The following is a 25,055-nucleotide window of genomic DNA, read 5'->3' as shown; positions in this document are numbered from 1 at the left end:
AAATAGTACCCTTATATATTTTTATAAAAGGAGAGATAACTTTGAATAAATTTTTGCTTGGGGTTATTTTATATCAAAATTTAATGTCCCCATTAAGTGGCAATACTATGTTTGAAACTGATAAGTTAGATTCGTTAATAGTTGAGCATAATTATAGTCCAACTGGGTGACATCGGGGATTATCAGCAAACTTTATGCCAATTATTAATCGTTATAATTTTATTAATAAAGCTGAATTAATGTTTTCTGCTCAAATAAGTGATAGTTATGGTTGATGAAATCATAAATTTGAGTTAGAGAAATATTTAGTTGATGATATTAATAAAGCAATTAACTATTCTAACAGTAATCGGCCAGTAACTGTTTATTTTGGTGTTGATACTGAGTTTTATTTTTTTGCTAATAAATTTTATTTTTATATTTCAATAAACAATAAAAAGCAACATTTTTGACCTAATTGAGGAACTTGATATAAATGAAATAAACTAGGAGGCGTAGAATTAAAAATAAAATTTAGTGTTAGTAATGAATTAGAAAAGCATTGGAATCAGGTTTCTAATGCACTACATAATAAGCCATTAAAAACTATTATTACTCCTGATCCATTATCTGGTAATAATGAAAGTAATCAAAAACGAACTTTGCAATATATTGAGCAAGAAATTGGTAAAGATAAATATAAAAAACTAGTAACATCTAGATTTAATGAAAAATATGTGGAATTAATTTTTCAGGATTCATTAGATGGTTATACTGTTAATAAAAAAATTAATTTTTATTTTGAATATAAATTATGAAATAGTTATGAACAATTAGAAGCTAACATTAAAAATGTTAATAATATCTTAGAAATTAGCACTACTAATTATTCGTTAAAAGCAAATGAACAAAAAATCGTAACAGCAATTAATAATTTGTATCAAAATAAAGTCATCCCATCAAATTTAACTAAATCGTTTAATTTTATTCCTTCTAATTCAAGTAGTACCAATGATACTGTTGATGTTTATTTTGAATTACGGTTATTAAATAAATTTTGCTTTTCAAATTCAGAGTGTTATGCTGAAAAGTATAGGTCTAAAAAGACATTTCAAATTAAATACAAATTAGATGCAGATTATTATCAAAAAAATATGCAAGACCGGTTATCACTTGAATCGACAAGTAAACCAATAGACTATTGGGTTGGCAACACAAAGTATAAGGTTTATGGGGACGATGTGTATATAAAATTTCTTGCTAATGAACAAGAAACAGAAGCCTTGTATGTGAATGGTAATGCAGTTGGGGTTAGTGATAGAATATTTAATTATGTCCTAAAAGATGGTCGTCTTGACCCGAAAAATAATGATGATAATCCTGATAAAACATTAAAATTAAATTTTGATAATTTTACAAATAATAATGAAATTAAAGAAGAATTAAATATTTATAAGGTAGAGATATCTAAAGGTGGTCTTAAAGATGCTAAGGGTAACTTACAAAATGTTACATATACGGAAAATATTATGATTGTTAAGAAAGCCCCTAAATTAAATATGGATTTATGAGCTAAAAAAGATGAGCAAAATCCTAATGAAATGCAAGGAATAGTTATTTATGAACCAGCAATTGATGATAATTTTTCTTTGGAACAAAAGTGATTAAAAGATAATGAGTTCAAATTATTGCAAGGTGTTAATGGATTATCGGGTAGCTTAATGGCGATTGAACCGCCAACTGTTAATAAAGAAGATGACTTTATTGATACTGAGCAAACTACATGAGAATTTATGACAAAAGATTTTAATGAAAAACAAAAGGATAAATTTAAATTAAATTTTAAATCTGATAAAAATGGTTTGCTTATAAATGAAAATGAAAGAGAATATTTTTCTGATAAAGGTATTTTTCGGTTTAAAGTTCCTAATAAATTAGGAGCAATTGCTACTTATTATCATCTTAATTTGGGAATTTCTAGAGATGCTAACTTTATAACTGATGAGCATCGAAATATTCTTAGTAATATTAAAGATAATCTTTATTATTTTTGAGACAGTAAATTAGGCAGTGCCTTAATTAATTATTTAAGAGGACCGAGTTGATATTTTAATGAAACAACAAACCAAAAAATTTCTTGAGACCAATATAAGTCTTTAACAACTACTGAACAAAAACTATATGTTAAAGAGCGAATTAAAGATGGATATTATTACACTGCTGAACAATTATTAAATATGCCTTTAGATGTGGTACATTTTAATATTTCACGAATGATTCGTGATTTACAATATGATATTGGTGGTGTATTAGAAAAAGAGTTAAAAGAAACAAACGGCGGTAAAGATGAATTAGATAAAGAAGATAAAAGAAATAAGTGTGAAAAAGATGCGACAAAGTGTATTGCTGACCCTAAGGATGATAATGATAAAGTTATTAAACCACGCCCCGATTTAGATCAGGACAATAAAATTAAAGAATGAGATAAAGAAATTAAAAATATTGTTGTTCAAAATGAAACTGCTAATAAGAGATTTTTAAGCATTATTTTAGCAACAACATTAACTATTGGATTAACTATTTTATCATTAGGAACAATTATTTATTTTCGTAAACGAAAGAAAATAATATAATTATTTTCAGTTAAAAAAAGAAATTTATAAAATTAAATGAGATTTAAAAAATCGTCAAATTTTTGCTTAATAATATTAAAAATATTGTATAATTAGCAATATATAAAGCTTAAAAATTTGGTTTTTAATGGTATTAATTTATTATCTGTATAAAGTTATGAACTAGAATATTACATTGGTGGTTACACAAGAGGAATTGCATCCGTGATTAAATTAGTAAGTAGAAATAAAAACAATAATTTTTTGGATTCAAAAGTATTTAATCAATATAATTTTTTTGAAAACTATGAGCAAAGTCTTAACAAAGCGGTTATTCAAAATTTAAAACAAGAGATTGAGTCTAGAGATTATTATATAATGAAATCAGAGTGAAGAAAAATTAATGGTTATATTGTAAAAGATATTCAACAAAGAACTATTATAACTATATATGGTGCTGTTACATATTATCGCCGAAGATATAGTTATTTTGATAAGGAAAAAAATAAACAGTGTTATACATTTTTAGTTGATCGCGAGTTTCAAGTTGAAAGAAAACAAAGAATTTCTTTGCATTTAAAATTAAAAATTTTAGAAGAAATATCTAGTGGCTCTCGGCAAGTTGATATTTTGAAATTATATCGTGTTTCTGGAATATCACAAATGACAATTTCTAATGTTATCCGACAATTTAATTTTGCTAATTTATTAAATTGTAAAAATAAATCTTATGAAAAGATTAAAGTAGATAAATATTTATATGCTTGAATTGATGAAACATTTATTAAATTAAGAAATAATGGTCGTAAATTAACTAAGTATCGGTTTCGTTTAGTTACTTTTCATACGGGAAAGCGATTAACTAATTTAACAAGTACTAGAAATGAACTTATTAATAAAAGAGCATTTTGTCTTATTGTTCCTGAAAAAGAAGAAATTAATACCGAAACATTTGCTAAGCAAGTTTATAATATGGCTGATATGTTTTATGAAAATATTAAGCAAGCAAAAATTATTATTGGTGGTGATGGCGCTAAATGAATTGAAGATATTTCTAAGAGTTTAGACAATAGTGAATATGTTTTAGATTTATTTCATGGTACGAGACAATTGTATTGAAATTTAAAAAAGAAGCAGAATGTCTTATATAGTAGTATCTATAATCATGCAGCAAATTTATTACGAAAAGGTAGTTATTTGGAATTAATAAATTTTTTAAAAGTTAGTTCAACTTTTATGAGAACACAAGAACAAAAGCAAAAATTAAAAGCTCTGGTAAAATATTTTAAAATAAAAAAACAAGGTATTATTAATCAAGGAGCAAGTTGAAATGTTGGGGTTAATGCTGAAGGGCAAGTATCGCACATTATTAAATGATTATTAAGTTATGGTGCTAAATCTTTTAATGTTAAAACTTTTTCTAATATGCTTAATTCGCATCTGGCAAAAATAAATAATATTGATATTATGCAAACATTACGAAATAAGAAAGAATATGAATTAGTTCAAAAATATCAATATTTACGCTATAGTAACTGAATTTCTAATTAATTAATTAATCATTATTTTAGTTATTGTTAGAAAATTAATTTTAATTATGAATTATAAGTTGTGAAAATATTTTCACTTTATCGAAAAATAAAACATTTTAGTTTGAAAAAAATATTTTTATGTTATAATTAAACCAGTTAAGAAATAAGATAGAATATATTGTATTAGTATTTATAACCCCTAAAAATTTTAATCGTATTGAGTTTAATCTCATTAATGACCTTGTATTAATTAGGTTATTTTTTATGTTATAATTACTTTGTACTTTTGTATTAATTATAAGAACGACTTTGGAGGTGTAATAGATGAAAAACACACTTATAAAAGGTCAAAAAGTTTTAATTCATGCTTATAAACATAATGGTGAAATATATCGTTCTTGGGATCACGCTATTGTTTTAGAAGAAACTAAAAATTATTTAATTTTAGTAAATGAAGCCGTTATTGTTACTGAGGTTAATGGGCGTAAGTGGAAAACTCATGAACCAGCTATTTGGTTTTTTTCTAAGAACCGATGATATAATATTATTTCAATGTTAAAAGATAATGGGATTCATTATTATTGTAATATTGCTAGTCCTTTTACTTATGATGGTAAGGCAATAAAGTTTATTGATTATGATATTGATATTAAAGTATTTCCTGATGGATATACAAAAATATTAGATTTAAAAGAGTTTAGTCGTAACAGGATAAATTGAAATTATCCTGAAAATTTGCAAAATATTATTTGGAGTGAAATTGAAAGATTAAAAATCCAAATTAAAGATAAAGATGATTTATTTCATGAAAAAACAGTATTAAATCATTGAAACAATTATCAAATTAATTTTAAATAATTATTAAACTTAATTTTTTGTAGCAGCTAATAATCTAGCTGTTTTTTTTTGATTTTTAAAATATGTCAAGGGTATATGCAATAAAAGAATAGATTTTCATATTTAGAAAGTTATGACATTATAATGTTGCTTAAAAGAAGGGAGATAATAATAAATTAATGGAAACTTTAATTAAAAAAATGCGTTTAAGAAATGGTTTAACACAAACCCAATTGGCAAAAATGGTTGGGGTAAAACAGCCAACTATTAGTAGACTAGAGGCTGATGCTAGTCATATATCATGAGGCCTTATTTCTAAAGTTTTAATATATTTTAGTATTAAAAATGATGAAATTACTAGTCATTTAAAAATTAGTGAGGGTGATAATATGGAGTCATTTGTTAAATTAATTTATCGCAATCCTAAATTAAGAACAATGATTAATTATGATCCAGTAAAAACTGCTAATGATTTAATTAAAATTGTTAATCGGGTTGATAGTTATGATTTAACTAATTTTATTTGAAATAATTAATAAGTTTTTTATTATTAAGTTGAATTAATTTTCAATAATTTAAATAAATCTTGCTAAATTTTTATAAAGAAAGTAAAATGAAAAAAGGAGTTTAAGATAAGAAATATAGAAATGAGAGGAAAAACAAGTGATAAATAATTTAGGAAGGATTAAAGGACTGCGTTGATTATTGACAATGGTTTTGCCAGTTGTCTTTATTACTAGTTGTAGTAGTCGTTATAGTATGTCATCCTTTAAAATGATTGCTAATAATCCTTTAAAGGCTCAAGATGGTGGTTTTAATCAAGCGGCTTGAGAAGAAGGAATGTTAAAAGTAGATTCTAATTTAAATGAAGCATTAGATGTCTTATACCCTGATACACAAGATGATCCTAATATGATTACACCTGCAATTACAAAAACTATTGATGATGGTTATTTAGCTGTCGTGCTTCCGGGGTTTACATATGTTAAAACTGTTCTTCAACCTAATTTTTTTGATGTATACAATAACACATATTTTCTAACGGTTGATCTTACTGTTTATGAAATGATTAAATCATTAAATACTAAAGCGGTTGATAAATATTATGAAATTTCAGTTGATGAATCAAAACCAGGGTTTGCGGCGGCAATTGATGTAGCGGGACAAATTTTACAGCGGTTTAAAGTTGATAAAGATAATATGGGATTACCCGTTATTAAAAATGGTGATAACATTACTGTGAAAATGACTGGTATTGGAGGATTAAATATTCCCGCGATTAAAAACTATATGATTGGTTTTAATAAAGGTTTACGATGGTTTAGTGATAATATTTTGGCTAATGATATTGATGCTAAGGGTGACAAGTTACGATTTGAGTGATTTGCCGGAACTTTTAATGGTGGTTTTGGAACAAATGATGCTATTAAGGCTGCCCAAACTAATACTAATAATGCTATTAACAATAATGTTGGTGTTATTTTTAATATTTCTGTTCCTGAAGGAAATACAATTTTAAAACAAATAGCAGCGGCTAATGCTAATACTTGATTTGTTGGTGTTGATGTTGACCAAGCGAATGATAAGAATTTGGTAGGATATAAACATTTAATTAAGTCATCAGCTTTAAAAGATGTGTCTTTTGCTGTTAAAACTGTATTGGATGCGATTAATTATCGTATTAAAAATAATAATGCTATTGATGATAAAAATGAGTATTCCACTCCGGGAACTAAATCATTTATTTGAGAAGAAACTAAGCAGGTTTCTTTAGTACCAATGAATGGTAAAGATTTTGACAATTTTTATGGTGAAAGAGTTGGTAATGATAAATTAGTTGCTTTAAAAAAAGCATTGGCCATTAGTGTTGAAGATTTAAGGAAATGTAATGGAACAAATATGCTAGGAGATATTGCTAATGAAAGTGTTTGTGAAGAAACAAAGTGATAAGGTAGGATATATTAAATGATGCATAGTGAAATAAAGAACAAAAAAGCTGTGGAATTAATTAAAGTTTCAAAGATTTATTCTAATGGTATTGTTGCTAACAAAAATATCAATTTAGATCTTAAATATGGTGAAATTCATGCGATTTTAGGTGAAAATGGTGCTGGTAAGTCTACTTTGATGAAAACACTTTTTGGGTTGCATCAACCAACTTCTGGAGTTATTAAAATTGATGGTGAAGTGATGCAAATTACTTCCCCTAATATTGCTACTGATTTAGGTATTGGGATGGTACATCAACATTTTCAATTAATTAATAATTTTTCGGTTTTAGATAATATTATTCTTGGTTATGAGTTAAAAGATAAAGCAAAAATTAATCAATTAAATTATTTCTTCTCCATTTATATAAGTTATATTGATAAAATTGAATTAGCAAAAATTGCAAAAATTAAAGGTGATTTTTTTAATTATAAGAAACATAAATGTGAAGCAAAAATTTTCCATAAAGCTAAAAAAATAGATTTTAAAGTTGCAAAAAAAATAAAAAAAATTAATGATTGACATCATAAAGAACAAAATAAGAAACTTAATGCTCAGCAAGTTAAAGATTTAGAACATAAATATCAAGAACTTCTTGAAAAATTTAATTTATTTAATAAAACGATGGCTTATAAATTAGAAAAATTGGAATATAAATTAACTGATATTATTATTGCTTTAAAAAATAAATATAATAATCGTGTTGAAAATAATGCTGATACAGAAACAATTATTTGTAGTAAAATTAATCAACTTAAAAAAAGAATGAATTTTTATCGTAGCTTTTTACATCGGATGAAAAGAAAATGACAAACAAGATTTTGATTAAATTTTCGTGAAGCTAATAAAAGAATTGAACAAATTTGTGAGAAAATGAATTTTAAAATTAATTTAAAAGAAAAAGTTAATAATATTTCTATTTATGACCAACAAAAAGTAGAAATTTTAAAAGTGTTATATCGTGATGCCAAAATATTAATTTTAGATGAACCGACAGCAGTTTTAACACCTCAGGAAATAGATGATTTGATGAAAATGCTTTTAGAATTTAAATCGCAAGGTAAAGCGATTCTTATTATTACTCATAAATTAAATGAAATTAAAGCAATTGCTGATCGTTGTACAATAATTAGACAAGGTGAGTATATTGATACGGTTAATGTTAAAAAAACATCAGTTGATAAATTAGCTGAGAAAATGGTTGGAAGAAAAATAAGTTTTTCTTTAAAGAAAAAACCTCTTAAATTAGGGGAAAAGTTATTAGTTCTTAAAAATATTAATACTTTAAGTAAAACTAAGGTTAATATATTAAAAAATTTTAGTTTAACAATTAATCGTGGTGAAATTTTGGGTATTGCTGGGATTGAAGGCAATGGTCAAGAAGATATTGTTAATATTATTTGTCGTCATTTAAATCCGGTTAGTGGTGAAGTAATGTTATTTGATGAATTAGATGTTGTTAATAAGGTTACTAATAAGTTAAAACAAATTAAAGAAAAAGAAGCAATATTAAAAGATAGTAATATTAAAGTTGGTCAGAAAATACCATGAGAGTATAATTTATTACGATTAGATACTAAAGATACATATAATTTAGGAATTCATCATATTCCTGCTGATCGTCAAAAGCAAGGTTTAGTTTTAGATATGAGTTTATGAGAAAATATTTCGTTGCGTGATCAATTTAATCGTAAATATACTAATTATGGATTATTAAATCTTGCTAAAATTAAAGAGAAAACGCAAGAAATAATTAATAACTTTGATGTTCGTGGCGCTAAAAGTGTTCAAAATAGGGCTAAAGAGTTATCTGGTGGTAATCAACAAAAAGTAATTATTGGCCGAGAACTATCAGAAAGTCCGAAGTTAATTATTGCTGAACAGCCAACACGAGGATTAGATGTGGGTGCTATTGAATATATTTATGAATCGTTATTAAAACAAAGAGATCAAGGTAATGCTGTGCTTTTAATTTCATATGAATTAGATGAAGTAATAAATTTATCTGATCGGATTATTACTATTAATAATGGTAAAAATATGGGTGAAGTTAAAGCGAATAATGTTACCAAAGAGAAATTAGGTTTAATGATGGCGGGGGTGAATTTTAAAGATGAGTAAATATAAAAAAATATTTTTTCCCATATTATCAATTGTAGTAGCTTTTATTATTGGATTATTCCTTTTATTAATTAGTAATGATCCATTAGCAAAATATAAAATTGGTGATTTACTATGAGGTAATTTTCGTAGTAAAAATGCATTTTTAGATTTTTTAGGATATTTTTCTGTTTATGGCTTAGTAGGAATTGCTGTTGCAATTGGATTTAGAGGTGGAATATTTAATATTGGTGTTTCAGGACAAATGATGTTTGCTGGGGTGATGTCTTATATTGCTTTGAGTTGAGGGAATGCTGATGCTCTAAATCCTTTCTTTGTCTTTATAATTTGTATATTATCAGCAATGGCACTAGGATTACTTACGGCAGTATTAAAAGTTTATGCTAATATTCATGAAGTTGTTGCAACGATAATGCTAAATTGAGCGGCCTTATATTTTTATCAATTTGTTTTAGAAAGTGGGCCTGCTCTTGAAACTAATGGCGCATCAATTGGTTTTCCTAATCATTTATTAATAAATTTAAATTTAAAGGAAATTGTTACTTCGCCTTTTAATATAGGGATTTTTATTACAATAATTTTAATTGCTGGTTTTTGATTTATTTTTAAATTTACTAGTTTAGGATATAAAATTAAAATTAGTGGTAGTAATCCTTTGGCTACAAAGTATGCTGGCGTTAAGTATAATAAAATTGTAATTTATACAATGTTAATTTCTTCGTGTGTTGCTGGAATTGCTGGTTTTGTTTATTACTATGGGATGGTACGGTTTTTACCGGTACAATCTATTCCATTAAATATTGGTTTTGATGGTATTACTGTGGCATTATTAGCAAATAATAGTTTTATTGGTATTATTTTCTCAGCATTATTTGTTAGTGCTGTGTATGCTCAAAAAGTTGTTATGTCAGGTAATAAAGAAATTGTTGAGACGATTATTGCTATTGCCTTATTATCAATTGCTTTAGGAACATATTTTTTAGTTAAACCAAAAACAAAAATAACAAAGTGATATTTACAATTAATGGCTACAAGACAACTGAGATTGCCGTATAGTTATCATGGAATTAATAGGTGGTATTTAAAGTTTTTACGATTTAAAGATTTTATTCAACTTGAAATTTATTATCTTTTAAATAAAATTGATATTTATTATGAATATTTTGAAGCTCATACTAGAAATTGATTAAAACTTATTTTTATGAGAAATCATGCATTATATTTATCGCAAAAGTTATTAATTAATGTTAATAAAGAAATGAATATTATTGAATATTGAAAAGAATATGAAGAAATATCAGAACAAAAAATTAATTTTGCAAAGCAATTTTTTAAAGAAGACAAAATAAAAATTAAAAAGTTGAATAGTAAAGAAAATAAAATTATCGATTTAACAAAAAAAATTATTTTAATTAAACAAAAACTAATTTTAAAATTGCATAATAATAATATGACATTAGTAATTGATGAATATGAAAACAGTTATGAAGCAAAAGAAAAAAAGATCTTAGAGTTAAATAAAATAATTAATGATTCTAATCTTTCATTGTTTCAAAGATGATATTATAAATTACAATTGCAAAAACTGACAAAATCACAATTAAGAAATGCATCGCAATTTATTAGTAAGAAGACTTTAATTGAAGAAATAACGAAGGAGGTAAAGAAAGATGCTTAATTCAGTTTTTGGAACTTCTTTAATAAGTGGACTACCTTTAATTAGTATTTTTATGATTACTGCTATTGCTGCTTTAATTTCTGAGCGAGCAGGTGTAATTAATATTGGTTTGGAAGGACAGATGGTATTTGCTGGTTTTGGTTATTCATTAGTTACTTATCGTCATTATGATGTTAATAATTTAAATAATCATCATTTAGCAGTAATAGCAATTATTGTTGGCATTCTTTTTGGAATGATAATATCATTGCTTCATTCACTAATGGTATTAAAATTTAAAATTAATCATATTATTTCTGGGACAGTTGTTAATGTTGCTGGCTCTGCTATTGCCGCGATGGGAGCAACATTATTAAATAATCGTGCTAATATTTCAAGTAATATTCAATACATTCCTTGAAAAATAGATAGTTTAATTTTTTATCCGTTTATTATTTTAATTATTGTAATTGCTATTATTTGTTTATTAGTTTTTAGTAAATTTGGGTTGCGTTTAAAATCAGTTGGCGAAAATCCTTGAGCTAGTGAATCTGTTGGGATTAATGTTATTCGTTATAAATTTGTTGCGATTACAATTTCGGGAGCTTTAGCTGGATTAAGTGGTTCATTATATGTGATAACCCAAAATATTTTTATGCCAACAGCAGGGGGCTATGGTTTTATTGCTATTGCGATTATGATTTTGGCCCGCTGAAATGGATGGTTTATTATATTAAGTTCATTTATTTTAGGATATGTAATTCAGTTAACATATGAGGCTGCTGCTGTTCCTGATATTACTAAACATATTAATCCCCAATTGTTAAAATCATTAATTTACTTGTCACCATTAGTATCATTATTAATTTTTCGGTTTATTTATAATAAAAAAATTACGGGTGCACCAAGTGCTTTGGGAATAAATTATTCAGTGGATAGTTGTTAGTCTTTGATAAGTAATTATTAATATTAAAAAGTGGTATAATAACGATATTAAAATATAAAGAGGAGTAAAAGAATGACACCACATATTAGTGCTAAAAAAGAGGACATTGCCCCAATAGTTTTAATGCCCGGAGATCCAATTAGAGCAAAATATATTGCAACAAATTATTTGCAAGATGTGCAATTAGTAAATAGTGTTCGTAATATGTTAATGTATACAGGAATATATCAAGGGAAAAGAATAACTATTGCTGGTAGTGGTATGGGTTGTCCTTCAATTGGCATTTACTCATATGAATTATTTAAATTTTATGATGTTGATGTAATTATTAGAATTGGAAGTGCAGGTGCATATGACGAAAAGTTAAAACTGTATGATGTTATTAATGTAAGTTCGGTGTATGGTGAAAATAATTATGCTAAAATTGTTGGTGCAACAAATGGTGATATTATTGAAGCCAATCCTAATATTTATGAATTAATTAAAAAAACAGCAAGTGATAAAAACATTAACATCATATCTGGAAGGGTACATTGTTCTGATGTTTTTTATCGTAAAAATTTTGAAGAATATAAAAGATTTTTAAGTGAAAAACAAACTATTGCTGTAGAAATGGAAACTTTTGCGTTATTTGCTAATGCAAAAGTATTAAATAAGCAAGCAGGATGTATTTTAACTGTATCTGATTCGTTAGTAACAAAAGAGGCTACTACGAGTGAAGAGCGCGAACAATCATTTGATAAGATGATGATGTTAGCTTTAAAAACAGCAGTTAATTTTTATAAACAAGATGTTTAAAGAAAAAGGGAAATTTTTATAAAGAGGGGTTTCTCAAACTAATGGATAAAAATAGTATTGATAGTTTTTTAATTTTAGTTAAAACCAATGTTTCTATTGATCAAGTTGTTAAGCCTTTTGTTAAAACAATAGATAAACAAACTTTGCATAAAATTAAATGACTTTATATTTCAGAACATAAAATTAATGATGAATCTTATTTAACTATTGCTTTAAATGAGTTTACTTTTAATATTATTAAAAAGTTAAAAAAGTGTGATTGAATTTTAGTTCATAAATATATTTTAAAAGATAAATTTCATAATGAAAATTATAAGGTTGTTAGTTGTGAAATGGGATTTTATAAATATAAATTAATTAATACGGTATATCATTGTCATCGTATCGATGAACAAACTTCAATTGATAGTAATTTATGAAAAGTATTAAGTGAAAAAAAGCAACAAATTTTGCTTGAATTTTTAGTTGCTTTACGAAAAAAAAGAAAAATAGATTTTTTAATTTTAAATGATATTTTTAGTAGTACAACAGAAAAGGAAATTGCTAATCAAGTTTGTGAACAGGCTAATAGTTATAAGAAGCATTATCAGTTATTACGAATTGGGCAAGATATTATTGCTTGCTTAGGGCGATTAAAAAATATTATTGATTTTTATATTGAGGATGGTAGTATTAATTTTGCTTTGAAAGATAATGAAATTATTAATCAAAAAGTATTAAATGAATTAGAAATTGTTAAAAAAACAAAAACTAGTGCTAAAAATCTTACAAGTCTTTTTATAAATCATGATATGGAAGCGCTTTATCAAATAATGAAAAAGATTATTCGTGATAATCCGTGTTCGTTGTATGTAAGTTCAGGTTAATAGATAACAAAAATCATTCTCATATGAGAATGATTTTTATTTTTTCTTTTTAGAAGTTTCTTTTAAGCGATTATTAATTATTTGTCAAGTTAATCTTGCAATCATCGCAGCATTATCAGTACAGTATTTATTATTAGGAATAATAACTGTGGTATTTTTTGTTGCTAAGTTTTCAGCCTTAGTTCGTAAAACACTGTTAGCAGCAACGCCACCGACTACTGTTATCATTTTTGGATGATATTTTTTCATTGCCATTGTTAATTTTTTAATTAAAATATTAGTTGCTTGTTCTTGAAAAGAACAAGCAATATCTTCTTTTCTAAATTCTAATTGGCGAACATTTAATTTTTTAATTAAATTTGCTACTGCAGATTTTAAACCACTAAATGAAAAGTCAAAACTGTTATCATTTTTCCCTAATGGCAGTTCAAAAATATTTTGTCCTTTTTTTGCTATTTTATCAATTATTGGTCCACCTGGATATTCAAGTTCTAATAATCTTGCTACTTTATCATAAGCTTCACCGACAGCATCATCATAAGTTTCTCCTAAAATATGAAAATCAAGATGTTTTTTCATTAAAACTAATTGCGTGTGGCCACCGGATACTACCAAGGTTATTAAGGGAAACTTAAATTCATTATTAATGGCAGCGCTATAAATATGACCTTCAATATGATTACAAGCAATAAGTGGTTTTTTTAACATTAATGATATTGTTTGAGCGCAAACTTTACCGATATGAAGCGAACCACTTAATCCCGGATGGTCAGTATAACCGATATAGTCAATATCATGATATTGGATTTGTGCTTGTTTAATGGCTTCTTTTAAAACATAACTAATTTTAGAAATATGAAGTCTTGAAGCAATTTCAGGAACAACCCCACCATATTGTTGATGATTAGCTATTTGTGAAAAAATAATATTGCTTTTAACTTTTTTATCTTTATATATTGCTATTGCTGTTTCATCACAACTTGTTTCAATAGCTAAGATGGTCATATTTTTTCTCCTTAATTAATAACAATAATTGAATTACCTATTTCATTAATATTGGGTAATGATTTATTGTTTGTAATAAATATATCACATTCCTTTAAATTGGCGTATTTAATAAAACCAATTGTGTTAATACTATCATTTTCAGCAATAATAATTTTAGTATTAGAAGCACTTAATACTTTTTGTTTCAGTTGTGCTTCTTCTTCATTCTTAGCATATAAATCATAAGTATTAGAAATATTCTTAATATTAAGAATGCATTTACTGAATTTAACATTTTCTAAATTTGCTAAGCTATGGCTTCCTACTAAAACTTTACTTTCAGCTAAATAGCGACCACCAATTAAAATAGTATCTAAAATATTTTTATTATTAATTGCTTGTTTAAAAATTTCAATACTGTTTGTAAATAAATAAACTGGTTTATTTATTAAACTGATTAAATATTCATTGGTAATTCCTGAATTAATAAACAAAATGTCATTATTATTAATTAGTTCATTAGTTTTTGTTGCTAGAAATATTTTATTGTTGTCAATATCTAATAATTTAATTTGTGTAGAAACCATATACATATGACAAGATTTTGGTTTCTACAAACTTGCTTTTAATTAATAAATAAATACGAGCTCATTTATTTATTACAAGAAATATAAGGTTAAATTAATATTTATTATTTTTAGTTATGCCTTGTATTTTTTTGTGCCTTGATAGTAATAAACTAAGTTAATTAGTAAACAAAGTTTACTAACAAATTTTGTTAAACATAAATGTTTAAAAAAATAAATATTTAACTTAGTTAGATAACTAAGTTAAATATAACTTAGTTTAATATAACTAAATATATTTGTAAGGAAGGTATGTATGTGAGAAATATTGAAAATATTTTTTTAAATACTAAAAAATATCTTTTAAAAGAAACACAAAACGCAATTCTTATTAAAGCACCAGAAATTCCGTGATTTAGTAATCCTATTGGTATTTGATTTTCAAAACGATTTGTTTATAAAGGCAAATATGAAAATTCTATTTGTATTGGAATAATTAGAAATGGTGAGTATCAGTTGGTTTCAGTTAACAAAAAAGAGCAGAAGTCTAATTTGATTATAGGACAAGAATTGTTAAATTTTTTTATTGCTGAAAAAGAGAACGATAAAAAGGATGTAAGTTTTAATTATTTTAAAAATTAATTTTAAAGGTGTTTTAAGGTGCCTTAAGAATAAAGGTAAAAAAAAACATCTTGGTTGATGTTTATAGTGGCGAAGCGGTGCGGAAAGCGTATGCTCCGCCCGCTAGTTATGGATGAGTTGAGTTATTTAACTAAGTTATTGCAATTTATTTGATTTGGTGTAGTAAAAAATAGTTTTGGAGTTTTAGAAATGAAAATGTGAGTTAGTGTGGATGAGCCTGGTAAAGATTATTGTCAAGAGTTTATATATTCTATTAATAAAAAAACTGGATTAGAACAAAAAATTTGAGCGTCTAAATCTGCAGTTGATTCTGTTAGAACTGATTTAGTTGGTGATAATTGACTTTGTGTTGATTTTGTTGAACATAATTGTTTAAAAAAATATGAATTAGAAAATTAAGGAGAAAAGAAAGATGAGTATATTTGGATTAGTATTTTTTACGATTTTAACATTATTACTAGCATATTATATTGCAGTTAATATTTATCGGTTTTTTAAAGATAAAAAGAAATATGGTAGTGAAGCAAAACAGCTACCAAAAGATTTTACTTATTCACAACGAATATTTATTGCAAAGTTTAAACGAAATTTGTTAGAACAAGATGAAAAAGAAATTAAAAAGTAGGTTTAGAAAATGTTTAAAAAAATAATTATTGAGTTAATTGAATTAATTTATCCAACTGCCGATTTACCACCTCAAGTTGTATTTTTGTTTTCAATTTTAATAATTGTAATGCTCTTCTCAGCAATTATTTTTCTACTCTTTTGACCTTTTAAGCGGTAATTATTATGTTTTTAGTTGCTTGAAAAGATTTAGATTGAGAACAAATAAAAGTGTATTTTTGGGATTTATTTATTCAAATTACAACTATTCCAGCTCGTATTACTGGTGGCAAAGAAATTGATTTAACCAAAGAACTACTTTGACTTTTAATAGCAAATATTGCGTTTTGAATGGTATTAGTATTCATCGTCTTATTTATGGTTATTTTATTTTATAAGGTTAAATCATATTTTGTTTAGAAAGGGGGTGATTATATGTTCGGAACTTTCTTAGTAGATGCACCAGCTGTTACTGGCGAACAAGCGGTTACTAATTTATGAAAAGCATTAATTAAAGCATTTGGTAATATTTGAACTGATATTATTGGTGGTAATATGCCGAATGTCGTTAATTTCTTTGCTACATATTGAGTTTTCTTGCTTGGTGTGATTATTGGTTTATTTTTAATCGCTTTCAAAATGTTTGAAAAATTAATGCCCGGCAGATAGTAATAAAAATAAAGAAAGTGTGATTTAACTGATGCTATTGTTTAAGAAAATAAATTTAAGATTATATGATTTTGTCGCTTTAAATCGCACTTTATTTATTATTGCGTGATTTTATGGTGCGATTTTGCATTATTATAATCCCCAAAGTTGACGAATGTTATTTGATATTATTTATTTATTAATTGCTTTGTATATTTTATATACTAAAATTTCTCATTTCTTTGCTCGTCGTAGTTTTATTAATTTCTTATTAAATTCACCTTTAAATTTAGTAATTGGTGCTTTAGGGACCGGAAAAACCGCTTTAATGGTTTTAGCTTCTTACTTATTAAGTGGTTGGAAAACGATTTCTACTTTTCCGATTACTGATAAACAAATGCTTTCATTAGGGCATATGTCTTTATTAGATTATAATTATCCGATATTAGAAGAAAAGCATTTGCTGTTATGAGATGAAACTAACTTATTTTTAGAAGGAACTGACTATAAAGAAAATGATAGGGTAACCCAAGGTTTACAAGAATATTTTGCTTCAGCTCGGCAATTTACCCATATCGTACTAGCGAGCGGACAACGAGCCGAACATATATGAGTTAAAGTTCGTGATATTGCGAATTCAATAATTGTTGGTATTAGAAAAAAACCAGTTAGTATCTTTCGACCCTATTTGCAAGTTATTTATGGTACTTTTAAATCCGTAAGCGAATACGAACAATGACGATTAACTCTAATTAATGCAAAAAATGATAAAAAAGGTCGCAAAATCAAGTATCGTAGCATTCCGGAATTAGATATTTATTTCTTTAAATTGAAAATTCCGATGTCAATTTTAAACCTTTACGATAATAAATATTTATCATTCTTGCGTGAATTAAGTAATCGTGCTTTGAATGATAATTATCAGCATAAATTTTGAAATGATAATGTAATGGATATTGAAGCATTAGAATATTTGAAAATGGAGAAATTTAGCAAGATACTTACTAAGTTAAAAAATAATCTAAAGAAGAAAAATAAGTAAAGGAGTTTAAAAAATGGAAAACTTAGAAAAAATGGCTAGTTTGATTGGCGATATGTTTTATAAAGTTTTTGATTTAATTTGAACTTTAACGATTCCGGGAACAGATATTCGTATTATTATTTTTCCGCTAATTATGCTTGTTATCAATCTTGTAATCGGTGGCATTTTAGGTATTCATATTGAACGACCAAAAGTTGGCTTTCGTAAAAAATATCGAAAATCAGTTGCTAATTGAGGAACTAAGAAACAATCATCTAGTGGTCCAATTAAGAAATTTAGTGGTAATAGTCCTAAAAATAGACCGTGAGTTGACCAACATGGACGGCGAATAAAAAGGTAGGTATTTAAAATGTTTAAATTAATAATTTTATTTATTCTTGTTGCTGTTTTTTCTATTTTTGCTTTAAATGACTTTTTAGGTTTATGAGCCTATGTGCGTGAGGGTTTAGAATATTTTAATAAAGTTCTATCAAATAATATTAAAATTTTAGATTTGTTTAAACCAATGATTAGGTTATTTTCTCAACATCCGATTTTCCAAATCTTAGGAACGATTTGTATTTTATCAACAATATATTTAATTTTAAGGAGTTAAAAAATGAAAAAGTTAAAGAAAATATTAGGTATTAAATGATTTAAAAGTGTTTTAGGTTTTATACATTTTTTTATTATATTTCATAGTTTTATTACTCTAATTTGAATATTTTTAACAAAAATTCGAACTAACACAGATGAGTTTTTTAAAGATTTTATATTGTTTGATTTTCAAAATGTAGTTCTTAAAGTGTATTTTTGATTATTAATCGTTTATTTGTTAATAACTGGTATTAAGTTAATTATTAGGGGTTATTACTTTAATAAAGTTTTTAGACAGCATCAAATGCAAGTTTTGAATTGTGAATGTCCGCAACATAATCAATATAAATTTTCTGATGCTTTTAAAGCGATAAAAAAGAGTTTTAAGGCGTGATGAGATGCATAAGATTATTTCTTGATTTATTATAATGTTTATTAGTTTGGTACCGTTAGGGGCATTCTTTGATACAAAACAACCACCAAAACCTCTAATATGGAACAATTTTTTATGAAACGAGAAAAACGAGCTACAAACCCCAGTCAATGTGGTGAAAGTTGTGAATTAGAGTTTTCCAAGATTGGTAAAAGTGCTTGAGTAATTAGTGGTTATGGCCAGGGTTCATATCATTTAGAAATTGATGCTACTGATTTAAAGCTTTCTAGTGATTTTGATATTCAAATAGGTAATGGCGATTTTGTTCAAAGACCCGCCCTTCAATTATTTGTTGACAAAGATAGTGCTGGTTATAATCAAATTAATAACTTTTATCGTTCTAATGGTTCTTATAAGTCCAAGCCTTTTAAAGAATTTTATTTTATTGATAATTTAATTAATTTTAAAGTATTTCTTAATAAGAAAGTTCCACAAGGTCTTAACACGAAAATGTTTCATATCACTTCATTCTCGGCGGAAATGCCTCCTTTACCAGAAAAAGATAACGAACAACCATTACCTACGGAAATAACTAAAAATGATGGCGAATATCAATATACTCAGTTTCAAGATAAGTTAGACTATTTGATGATACAACGACGAGATTTTGATAAATTTAATTATAGTTATTTATATTGAGTCCCTGTTTTTAATTTCTTTGATGATAATTTTAAATATATGAATGAAATATCAATTAAATTAAATGGTTTTAAACAAAATAGTAAATTTAATTTAAGTCGCAAAAATTCATATCCACCCGGTTTTATTGAAAAAGTTATTTTTAGAGAACTTTCCTTTTCTAGTTTTGGTGATGTTATTACTATAAAAACTGAGCATGGTAGCATTGTGGGTTATAATGAGTTTTTAGAAAATGGTAAATTGCTTTGAAAATCTGCCTCGCAAACAAGTTTTGGAGGAGATTTTATTAATACCTTTTTTGGACAAGTTAATTATTATGGTAATACTTTCCGTTTTTTACGCTATGATGACAAATTAAAGACTGATTTTAAAGATTTTATGCTCCATTATCAAAAAGATTTAACTGTTGATTTTATTAATGGTTTATTTAATAAAATTTATAAAGTTTTATGTGAATTTTTTGTACAATTCTTTTATGCGAGTTTTGATACAGATGCCTCTACTTATGTAGAATTAGATTACAAAGGGATGCAACAAATTCCTAAAAATGTTTTACAAATGGGTTTTTTCTATCGTTCCTTAATTACTTTTTATCCCAAACAGTATTTGATTAACTTTGGTTCAACAATCGAAAATAGTAAGAATATGATTTTTCGTTCTTATTTCTTTGTTAAAGATAAACAAATTAACAATGGTTTTAATACTGGTAAAAGTTCTTATCAAATAGATTTTAATGTGTTAAAAGCATATGATAACCAATTATGGAATGTTACTAGTAATAAACTTTATTTTTACAATGCCAAAGTTGATGTGATGTATGGAATTAATATTTTTACGCTAACTTTTCCACTATATAAAAAGAAAAATGAAAGTACTGAATATCATTATTCTTTATACGATTTTAACATTTTGAATTCAACGGCTTTTATTGGTGGTGGAATAAGTGGTAATATGGATGATTTAATCCCTACGCCCAACTGTTCTTATTGAGGTTTATTTAGTGCAATATCATGTGGCACTCAACACGCTTCTGTTAGTGTGTTGAATTGATTACTTGGTCTTTCTGGAATTAATCTTTTAATTCGCCCTCTTGCTGATATTGCCAAAACAACAATTAATTTTACCAAAACTGCTTTTCCGGTGTTTGAAGTTATCCCGGCGTTTCAGATGTTATTTGAATTTGTAGTACCCTTAGCAATCTTATTAATGATATTAAAAAAGTTCTCTTAAATATTGCCATTATTTTTTATAATATAATTCCTTTGAAAGGAGGATTTTTCTTTATGCGAAAATTTTTATCAGCTTTAAATTTAGTATGTATACTGTTTATTTTTGGATGTAGTAAAAATAGCAATGATTTAAAAACATATAAATTACAATTTTCTAAAATTGGTAAAAGTGCTTGAGTAATTAGTGGTTATGGCCAGGGTTCATATCATTTAGAAATTGATGCTACTGATTTAAAGCTTTCTAGTGATTTTGATATTCAAATAGGTAATGGCGATTTTGTTCAAAGACCCGCCCTTCAATTATTTGTTGACAAAGATAGTGCTGGTTATAATCAAATTAATAACTTTTATCGTTCTAATGGTTCTTATAAGTCCAAGCCTTTTAAAGAATTTTATTTTATTGATAATTTAATTAATTTTAAAGTATTTCTTAATAAGAAAGTTCCACAAGGTCTTAACACGAAAATGTTTCATATCACTTCATTCTCGGCGGAAATACCTAATAAAAAAAATTAGTAATTTAATAAATATTTTTGAAAATCGTATTTTTTGTAATGCGGTTTTCTTAATTTAAGGAGTTTTAAAATGAAATATATTATTTCCCAAACTGATTTAGCTGATTTAAAAGCAAAAGCACAAAGTTGATTAAGTGCTAATTGCCGTAATCCTTATTACTATAAAACTAAAAAACGCATTACTGCCTATTTAAATTTATGTACTTATTTTTATATGGAAGAAACTACTTTAACAAAACTTATTAAAAAATATTTTAAGGGTGCAACAAAAACTTTTTATCGTTGGGCACAAAAAATTATGACCGCTTATTATTCTGACAATTTAGATTTGTTGTTGTTTAAAACTACAAAACCACAAAATCTTAATTATCAATATAGTTTAAATTCTCGTGAAAAAGTATGCGATTTATATTTTAATTACAAAAATATCAAAGCCGGCGGAATGTGGTCTTTATTTAACAATTTAAAAATCGGTTTTCACGATGTTAAAAATTCAGAAGTTCCTAAAAATATCAAAACTTTTTATCGCTGAATTAAATCTGACCCTCGTTGAAAAGAATTAAAACAACAAATTAAACAAACCAAACGCCATTTTAAGCGTTATGAAGTTTCCGAGATTGGTCTTTTACAAATGGATGCTAAAATTATTACCACATCAAATTTTCCGGTTGATAAAAAATATTACATTTATGATTTCATTGACGAAATAACACGCATAGTATTTGGATATGTTTATGATAGTTTAGGAACTAATAACGCAATTAATGCCGTGCAAAGAGCAATGAAAGATTTTAGTGAACTTGGCATAACCATTAAACGCCTTCGTACTGATAATGCTCCGGAATTTACCACTACTAATTGAAGCAATAAAAAAGCATATAAAGTAAAAGAAAGGCCTTTTACAACCTTTCTTTCAAAAAGCGGAATCGTTCACGAAACAACACCAATTCGTTCGCCTCAATCCAATGGGAAGATTGAACGATTCCACCAACATTATAACAAATTATTTTATTCCAAGGATAAAAAATTAAATCAAAATGAACTTCAACATTATTTAAACAAATATTATTACTTTTATAACTTTGAACGCTGTCATTCGTCATTAAACACTAAAACGCCATTTCAAACATTACAAAAATTAATAAATTAATTTCTCCTTTTAAGTGTTTACTATTTCTATTTAATATTCGAAGAATTCATATTAGATTCAGGACTTGCTAATACTAAAGATTTAAATTTACCACAAAGAACTAAAATGCCACCAATAATAAAACCAAAAAAAATTCCAAAAATACCTGCCAAAATATAATTTTGACTCTTTTTACTTAATACTAAACTATTAGTTATTATCGCCATCACTGCCAAAATTACTAAAATAATATTGATAATTCAAAATACACCAAATATAAATCCAATAACTCCGGCTCCAATTAAAGTAAACGGCAATAAAATTAGAGCAAGAAATAAAATAATTCCCGAACTAACAATCGTTATAATTAGTCCTGCTCGGATTAATCCATCAGGGCCAATATTAGTTGGATTTATATTTTTAGTTTCTTTTTTTAAATTAGAATTATTAATCATTCTTAAAACATCCCTTCTTTTTTAATTTTATTATCTATACATTATATTCAATAAATAATATATTGCAATTGCAATAATAACAAAACTTTATGCGTCCTTTAAAAAGGACGCATAAAGTTTTGTTAGGTAGGAAAAGGTTTAAATAATTTTGAAAGAAAAGCAACTAAAAATTGATTACCTTTTTATTTAAAAAATAAGTAATAAAACAAAATATTTAATATTAACAAACATAATCTTAATAAAAGGTTATAAAAACTAAGTAAAATGCTTACAAAAACAATATTAAAATAATTTTTTACAACAAAAATCGTACATAGGATATATATACTTAATTTGCATATTGAAATAATTTATAGTAAATGATTATTTTTTCTTTTTTTAAAAATACCTAAGAAAACTAAACGCGACCCTTTTTAAAAACCCTCTTGTGCTTGTCATAAGTCTGTGGTATATTACATAATAATTTAATTTGTGATTGGGTTTTTTTTATATATTTAATTCCACCGTGTAATAATTTAATGTGACCTTCTTTAGCAATTTCTTTTAGATCTCTTCTAACGGTAATTGCTGTAAAGCTATAAGTATTTTGTACAAAGGTAATTAAATCGTTAATGGGAGTAAATTCTTTTTCTTGAATTTTCTTTAATAAGATTTTTTGACGACTGAATTTATGCATAGGCCTCACTTTCTTTCTATATCTTGATTTATTTTGATTTTATCATAAAATAATAAAATATTTGATTAAAAAAGAAAAAATATATAGTTTATTTGTAGATTTTATGTTTTAATTATCAACATATATTATATAAAATTATATGTGTTATAATTAAAAAAAAATCTTATTCATTTTGAAAAGAGGGAAAATATTAATGTTAATTAAAAAACTTTATGAAACATATAAAGCCATTGTTGGTCAAGAAATTACTTTAAAAGGTTGAGTACGAACTAATCGTGATTCTGGTAAAGTAGGTTTTATTAGTTTAAATGATGGTAGTTATTTGGATAGTATTCAAGTTGTTTATAATCAAGAAATTAAAACTTTTAATGAAATTAAAAGTTTGCGAACAGGTTCTTCAATTGCAGTAACAGGAGTATTAGTTTTGCCAGATAAAGGTAAGGAATTGTTTGAAATTAAAGCAACAAATATAAAAATATATAATAATGCTGTGGAACAATATCCATTACAAAAAAAAGAACATTCTAATGAATATTTACGAGAAATTGCTCATTTACGAGCTCGAACTAATAAGTTTTGAGCTATTTTTAAGATTAGAAGTAGTGTTAGTTATGCGATTCATTGCTTTTTTCAAAGAAATGACTTTTTATATTTGCATTCACCAATTATTACTAGTAATGATGCTGAAGGTGCAGGTGAAGCATTTATTGTGACAACTCGTGAAGATAATAATTATCAACAAGATTTCTTTTCTAAAAAGGCTAATTTAACTGTTTCTGGACAGTTAAATGCTGAAGCATATACACAAGCATTTAATCGTGTTTATACTTTTGGACCAACTTTTCGAGCCGAGAAGTCTCATACTTCTCGGCATGTAGCTGAATTTTGAATGGTAGAACCAGAGGTGGCATATAGTTCGTTAGAAGAAAATATCAAATTAGGAGAAGAATTAATTAAATATATTATTAATTATATTTTAGAAAATAATAAAAAAGAATTAAAGTTTCTAAATGACAATGTTGATAATAATTTATTAGATAAACTAAAGACAGTAGTAACTGTTAAATTTGTAGTTATGACTTATGATGATGCGATTATGGAATTAATTAAAGTTAAAGACCGTTTTGAAAATCAAGATATTCATTGAGGAATGGATTTACAAACTGAACATGAAAGATATTTATGTGAACAATTAACTAATAAACCAACATTTATTACTAATTATCCACAAGTTATTAAAGCATTTTATATGAAAACTAATGAGGATAATAAAACTGTTCAAGCAATGGATTTATTAGTCCCTGGAATTGGCGAATTAATTGGTGGTAGTCAAAGGGAAGATAATTATGAAAAGTTATTAGCAAAAATGCAAATGGCTAATTTAGATATTAAGGATTTTCAATGATATTTAAATTTAAGACAGTATGGGTATGCTCCAAGTGGTGGTTTTGGTTTAGGATTAGAACGATTAATTATGTATTTGACAGGGATGACAAATATTCGTGATGTTTTACCATTCCCACGAGTACCTAATAGTTTAGAATTTTAAAAAAAGATAAACTTTTAACAAACTTTATC

The 25,055-nt window shown here is 25.9% G+C and carries 27 protein-coding genes and 1 pseudogene; 24 read left to right on the top strand and 4 right to left on the bottom strand.

Annotation, left to right across the window (positions count from 1 at the left end):
• Positions 1 to 41 precede the first annotated feature (41 nt).
• The 11 genes and pseudogenes from AAHM88_RS03760 (at position 42) to AAHM88_RS03715 (ending at position 13,337) form a co-directional block, all read left to right on the top strand.
• Positions 42 to 2,612: a hypothetical protein gene (locus tag AAHM88_RS03760; RefSeq protein WP_342263311.1), complete on the top strand. Its 2,571-nt coding sequence runs from the start codon at positions 42 to 44 to the stop codon at positions 2,610 to 2,612.
• Positions 2,613 to 2,816: 204 nt separating this feature from the next.
• On the top strand, positions 2,817 to 4,142 hold the full coding sequence (locus AAHM88_RS03755; protein WP_342263310.1) for an Mbov_0401 family ICE element transposase-like protein: 1,326 nt from the start codon (positions 2,817 to 2,819) through the stop codon (positions 4,140 to 4,142).
• 305 nt (positions 4,143 to 4,447) lie between these two features.
• Positions 4,448 to 4,981, top strand: coding sequence for a DUF402 domain-containing protein (locus AAHM88_RS03750; protein ID WP_342263309.1), 534 nt, complete (start codon positions 4,448 to 4,450; stop codon positions 4,979 to 4,981).
• A 158-nt stretch (positions 4,982 to 5,139) separates the two neighbouring features.
• Positions 5,140 to 5,496, top strand: coding sequence for a helix-turn-helix transcriptional regulator (locus tag AAHM88_RS03745; RefSeq protein ID WP_342263308.1), 357 nt, complete (start codon positions 5,140 to 5,142; stop codon positions 5,494 to 5,496).
• 127 nt (positions 5,497 to 5,623) lie between these two features.
• Positions 5,624 to 6,910, top strand: coding sequence for a hypothetical protein (locus tag AAHM88_RS03740; protein ID WP_342263307.1), 1,287 nt, complete (start codon positions 5,624 to 5,626; stop codon positions 6,908 to 6,910).
• An 18-nt stretch (positions 6,911 to 6,928) separates the two neighbouring features.
• Positions 6,929 to 7,264, top strand: a pseudogene (locus AAHM88_RS07460) (ATP-binding cassette domain-containing protein); the annotation flags it as partial.
• 309 nt (positions 7,265 to 7,573) lie between these two features.
• A complete protein-coding gene (locus tag AAHM88_RS03735; RefSeq protein WP_346350427.1) occupies positions 7,574 to 9,070 on the top strand; it encodes an ABC transporter ATP-binding protein in 1,497 nt (498 codons plus the stop codon).
• On the top strand, positions 9,063 to 10,748 hold the full coding sequence (locus AAHM88_RS03730) for an ABC transporter permease subunit (RefSeq protein ID WP_342263305.1): 1,686 nt from the start codon (positions 9,063 to 9,065) through the stop codon (positions 10,746 to 10,748). The genes AAHM88_RS03735 and AAHM88_RS03730 overlap by 8 nt, the downstream gene beginning before the upstream one ends.
• Positions 10,741 to 11,673, top strand: a complete 933-nt coding sequence (locus AAHM88_RS03725) for an ABC transporter permease (protein WP_338966758.1) — start codon at positions 10,741 to 10,743, stop codon at positions 11,671 to 11,673. The genes AAHM88_RS03730 and AAHM88_RS03725 overlap by 8 nt, the downstream gene beginning before the upstream one ends.
• Positions 11,674 to 11,745: 72 nt before the next feature.
• Entirely contained in the window at positions 11,746 to 12,471 is a 726-nt protein-coding gene (gene deoD / locus AAHM88_RS03720; protein WP_342263304.1) for a purine-nucleoside phosphorylase, read from the top strand.
• Between the two features lie 41 nt (positions 12,472 to 12,512).
• On the top strand, positions 12,513 to 13,337 hold the full coding sequence (locus AAHM88_RS03715; RefSeq protein WP_342263303.1) for a hypothetical protein: 825 nt from the start codon (positions 12,513 to 12,515) through the stop codon (positions 13,335 to 13,337).
• Positions 13,338 to 13,373: 36 nt separating this feature from the next.
• On the opposite strand, the gene tsaD is transcribed toward AAHM88_RS03715, so the two are convergent.
• Positions 13,374 to 14,342, bottom strand: coding sequence for a tRNA (adenosine(37)-N6)-threonylcarbamoyltransferase complex transferase subunit TsaD (gene tsaD, locus AAHM88_RS03710; protein WP_342263302.1), 969 nt, complete (start codon positions 14,340 to 14,342; stop codon positions 13,374 to 13,376).
• Positions 14,343 to 14,353: 11 nt separating this feature from the next.
• Positions 14,354 to 14,917 (bottom strand): hypothetical protein, encoded by a 564-nt coding sequence (locus AAHM88_RS03705; RefSeq protein WP_342263301.1) that lies wholly within the window; start codon positions 14,915 to 14,917, stop codon positions 14,354 to 14,356.
• A gap of 291 nt (positions 14,918 to 15,208) precedes the next feature.
• Between AAHM88_RS03705 and AAHM88_RS03700 the strand changes: the two genes are divergently transcribed.
• The 12 genes from AAHM88_RS03700 to AAHM88_RS03645 all read left to right on the top strand — a co-directional run bounded on the left by AAHM88_RS03700 (position 15,209) and on the right by AAHM88_RS03645 (position 22,367).
• Positions 15,209 to 15,532, top strand: a complete 324-nt coding sequence (locus AAHM88_RS03700; protein ID WP_342263300.1) for a hypothetical protein — start codon at positions 15,209 to 15,211, stop codon at positions 15,530 to 15,532.
• Between the two features lie 57 nt (positions 15,533 to 15,589).
• Positions 15,590 to 15,931: a hypothetical protein gene (locus AAHM88_RS03695; RefSeq protein WP_342262689.1), complete on the top strand. Its 342-nt coding sequence runs from the start codon at positions 15,590 to 15,592 to the stop codon at positions 15,929 to 15,931.
• Positions 15,932 to 15,944: 13 nt separating this feature from the next.
• A complete protein-coding gene (locus tag AAHM88_RS03690; RefSeq protein WP_215825617.1) occupies positions 15,945 to 16,157 on the top strand; it encodes a hypothetical protein in 213 nt (70 codons plus the stop codon).
• 164 nt (positions 16,158 to 16,321) lie between these two features.
• The gene (locus tag AAHM88_RS03685; RefSeq protein WP_342262699.1) at positions 16,322 to 16,555 is read left to right on the top strand and encodes a hypothetical protein; all 234 of its coding nucleotides are present in this window, start codon (positions 16,322 to 16,324) and stop codon (positions 16,553 to 16,555) included.
• A 15-nt stretch (positions 16,556 to 16,570) separates the two neighbouring features.
• The gene (locus AAHM88_RS03680) at positions 16,571 to 16,804 is read left to right on the top strand and encodes a hypothetical protein (RefSeq protein WP_342224170.1); all 234 of its coding nucleotides are present in this window, start codon (positions 16,571 to 16,573) and stop codon (positions 16,802 to 16,804) included.
• Between the two features lie 31 nt (positions 16,805 to 16,835).
• Entirely contained in the window at positions 16,836 to 17,825 is a 990-nt protein-coding gene (locus tag AAHM88_RS03675) for a hypothetical protein (RefSeq protein WP_342263299.1), read from the top strand.
• 13 nt (positions 17,826 to 17,838) lie between these two features.
• Entirely contained in the window at positions 17,839 to 18,165 is a 327-nt protein-coding gene (locus AAHM88_RS03670; protein WP_342263298.1) for a hypothetical protein, read from the top strand.
• A gap of 9 nt (positions 18,166 to 18,174) precedes the next feature.
• Entirely contained in the window at positions 18,175 to 18,420 is a 246-nt protein-coding gene (locus AAHM88_RS03665) for a hypothetical protein (RefSeq protein ID WP_338967003.1), read from the top strand.
• A 3-nt stretch (positions 18,421 to 18,423) separates the two neighbouring features.
• Positions 18,424 to 18,807, top strand: coding sequence for a hypothetical protein (locus tag AAHM88_RS03660; protein WP_342262703.1), 384 nt, complete (start codon positions 18,424 to 18,426; stop codon positions 18,805 to 18,807).
• An 87-nt stretch (positions 18,808 to 18,894) separates the two neighbouring features.
• Positions 18,895 to 20,703, top strand: coding sequence for a hypothetical protein (locus AAHM88_RS03655; protein ID WP_342263297.1), 1,809 nt, complete (start codon positions 18,895 to 18,897; stop codon positions 20,701 to 20,703).
• Positions 20,704 to 20,756: 53 nt separating this feature from the next.
• The gene (locus tag AAHM88_RS03650; RefSeq protein WP_342263296.1) at positions 20,757 to 21,218 is read left to right on the top strand and encodes a hypothetical protein; all 462 of its coding nucleotides are present in this window, start codon (positions 20,757 to 20,759) and stop codon (positions 21,216 to 21,218) included.
• Positions 21,219 to 21,287: 69 nt separating this feature from the next.
• Positions 21,288 to 22,367: an integrase core domain-containing protein gene (locus AAHM88_RS03645; protein WP_342262706.1), complete on the top strand. Its 1,080-nt coding sequence runs from the start codon at positions 21,288 to 21,290 to the stop codon at positions 22,365 to 22,367.
• A 26-nt stretch (positions 22,368 to 22,393) separates the two neighbouring features.
• Here AAHM88_RS03645 and AAHM88_RS03640 read toward each other — a convergent pair whose 3' ends face one another.
• Positions 22,394 to 22,801: a hypothetical protein gene (locus AAHM88_RS03640; protein WP_342263295.1), complete on the bottom strand. Its 408-nt coding sequence runs from the start codon at positions 22,799 to 22,801 to the stop codon at positions 22,394 to 22,396.
• Between the two features lie 397 nt (positions 22,802 to 23,198).
• The gene (locus tag AAHM88_RS03635; RefSeq protein ID WP_342263294.1) at positions 23,199 to 23,477 is read right to left on the bottom strand and encodes a DeoR family transcriptional regulator; all 279 of its coding nucleotides are present in this window, start codon (positions 23,475 to 23,477) and stop codon (positions 23,199 to 23,201) included.
• Between the two features lie 193 nt (positions 23,478 to 23,670).
• Here AAHM88_RS03635 and asnS point away from each other — a divergent pair, with 193 nt between their 5' ends.
• Complete coding sequence (asnS, locus tag AAHM88_RS03630) at positions 23,671 to 25,026, top strand: asparagine--tRNA ligase (RefSeq protein ID WP_342263293.1); 1,356 nt, start codon at positions 23,671 to 23,673, stop codon at positions 25,024 to 25,026.
• Positions 25,027 to 25,055 lie beyond the last annotated feature (29 nt).

The organism is Spiroplasma endosymbiont of Dromius quadrimaculatus, assembly GCF_964031155.1.
In the GTDB taxonomy this organism is placed as follows: Bacteria; Bacillota_I; Bacilli_A; order Mycoplasmatales; family Nriv7; genus Nriv7.
Note: the sequence above shows the minus strand (reverse complement) of the source record. Positions and strands in the feature narration are given on the sequence as shown.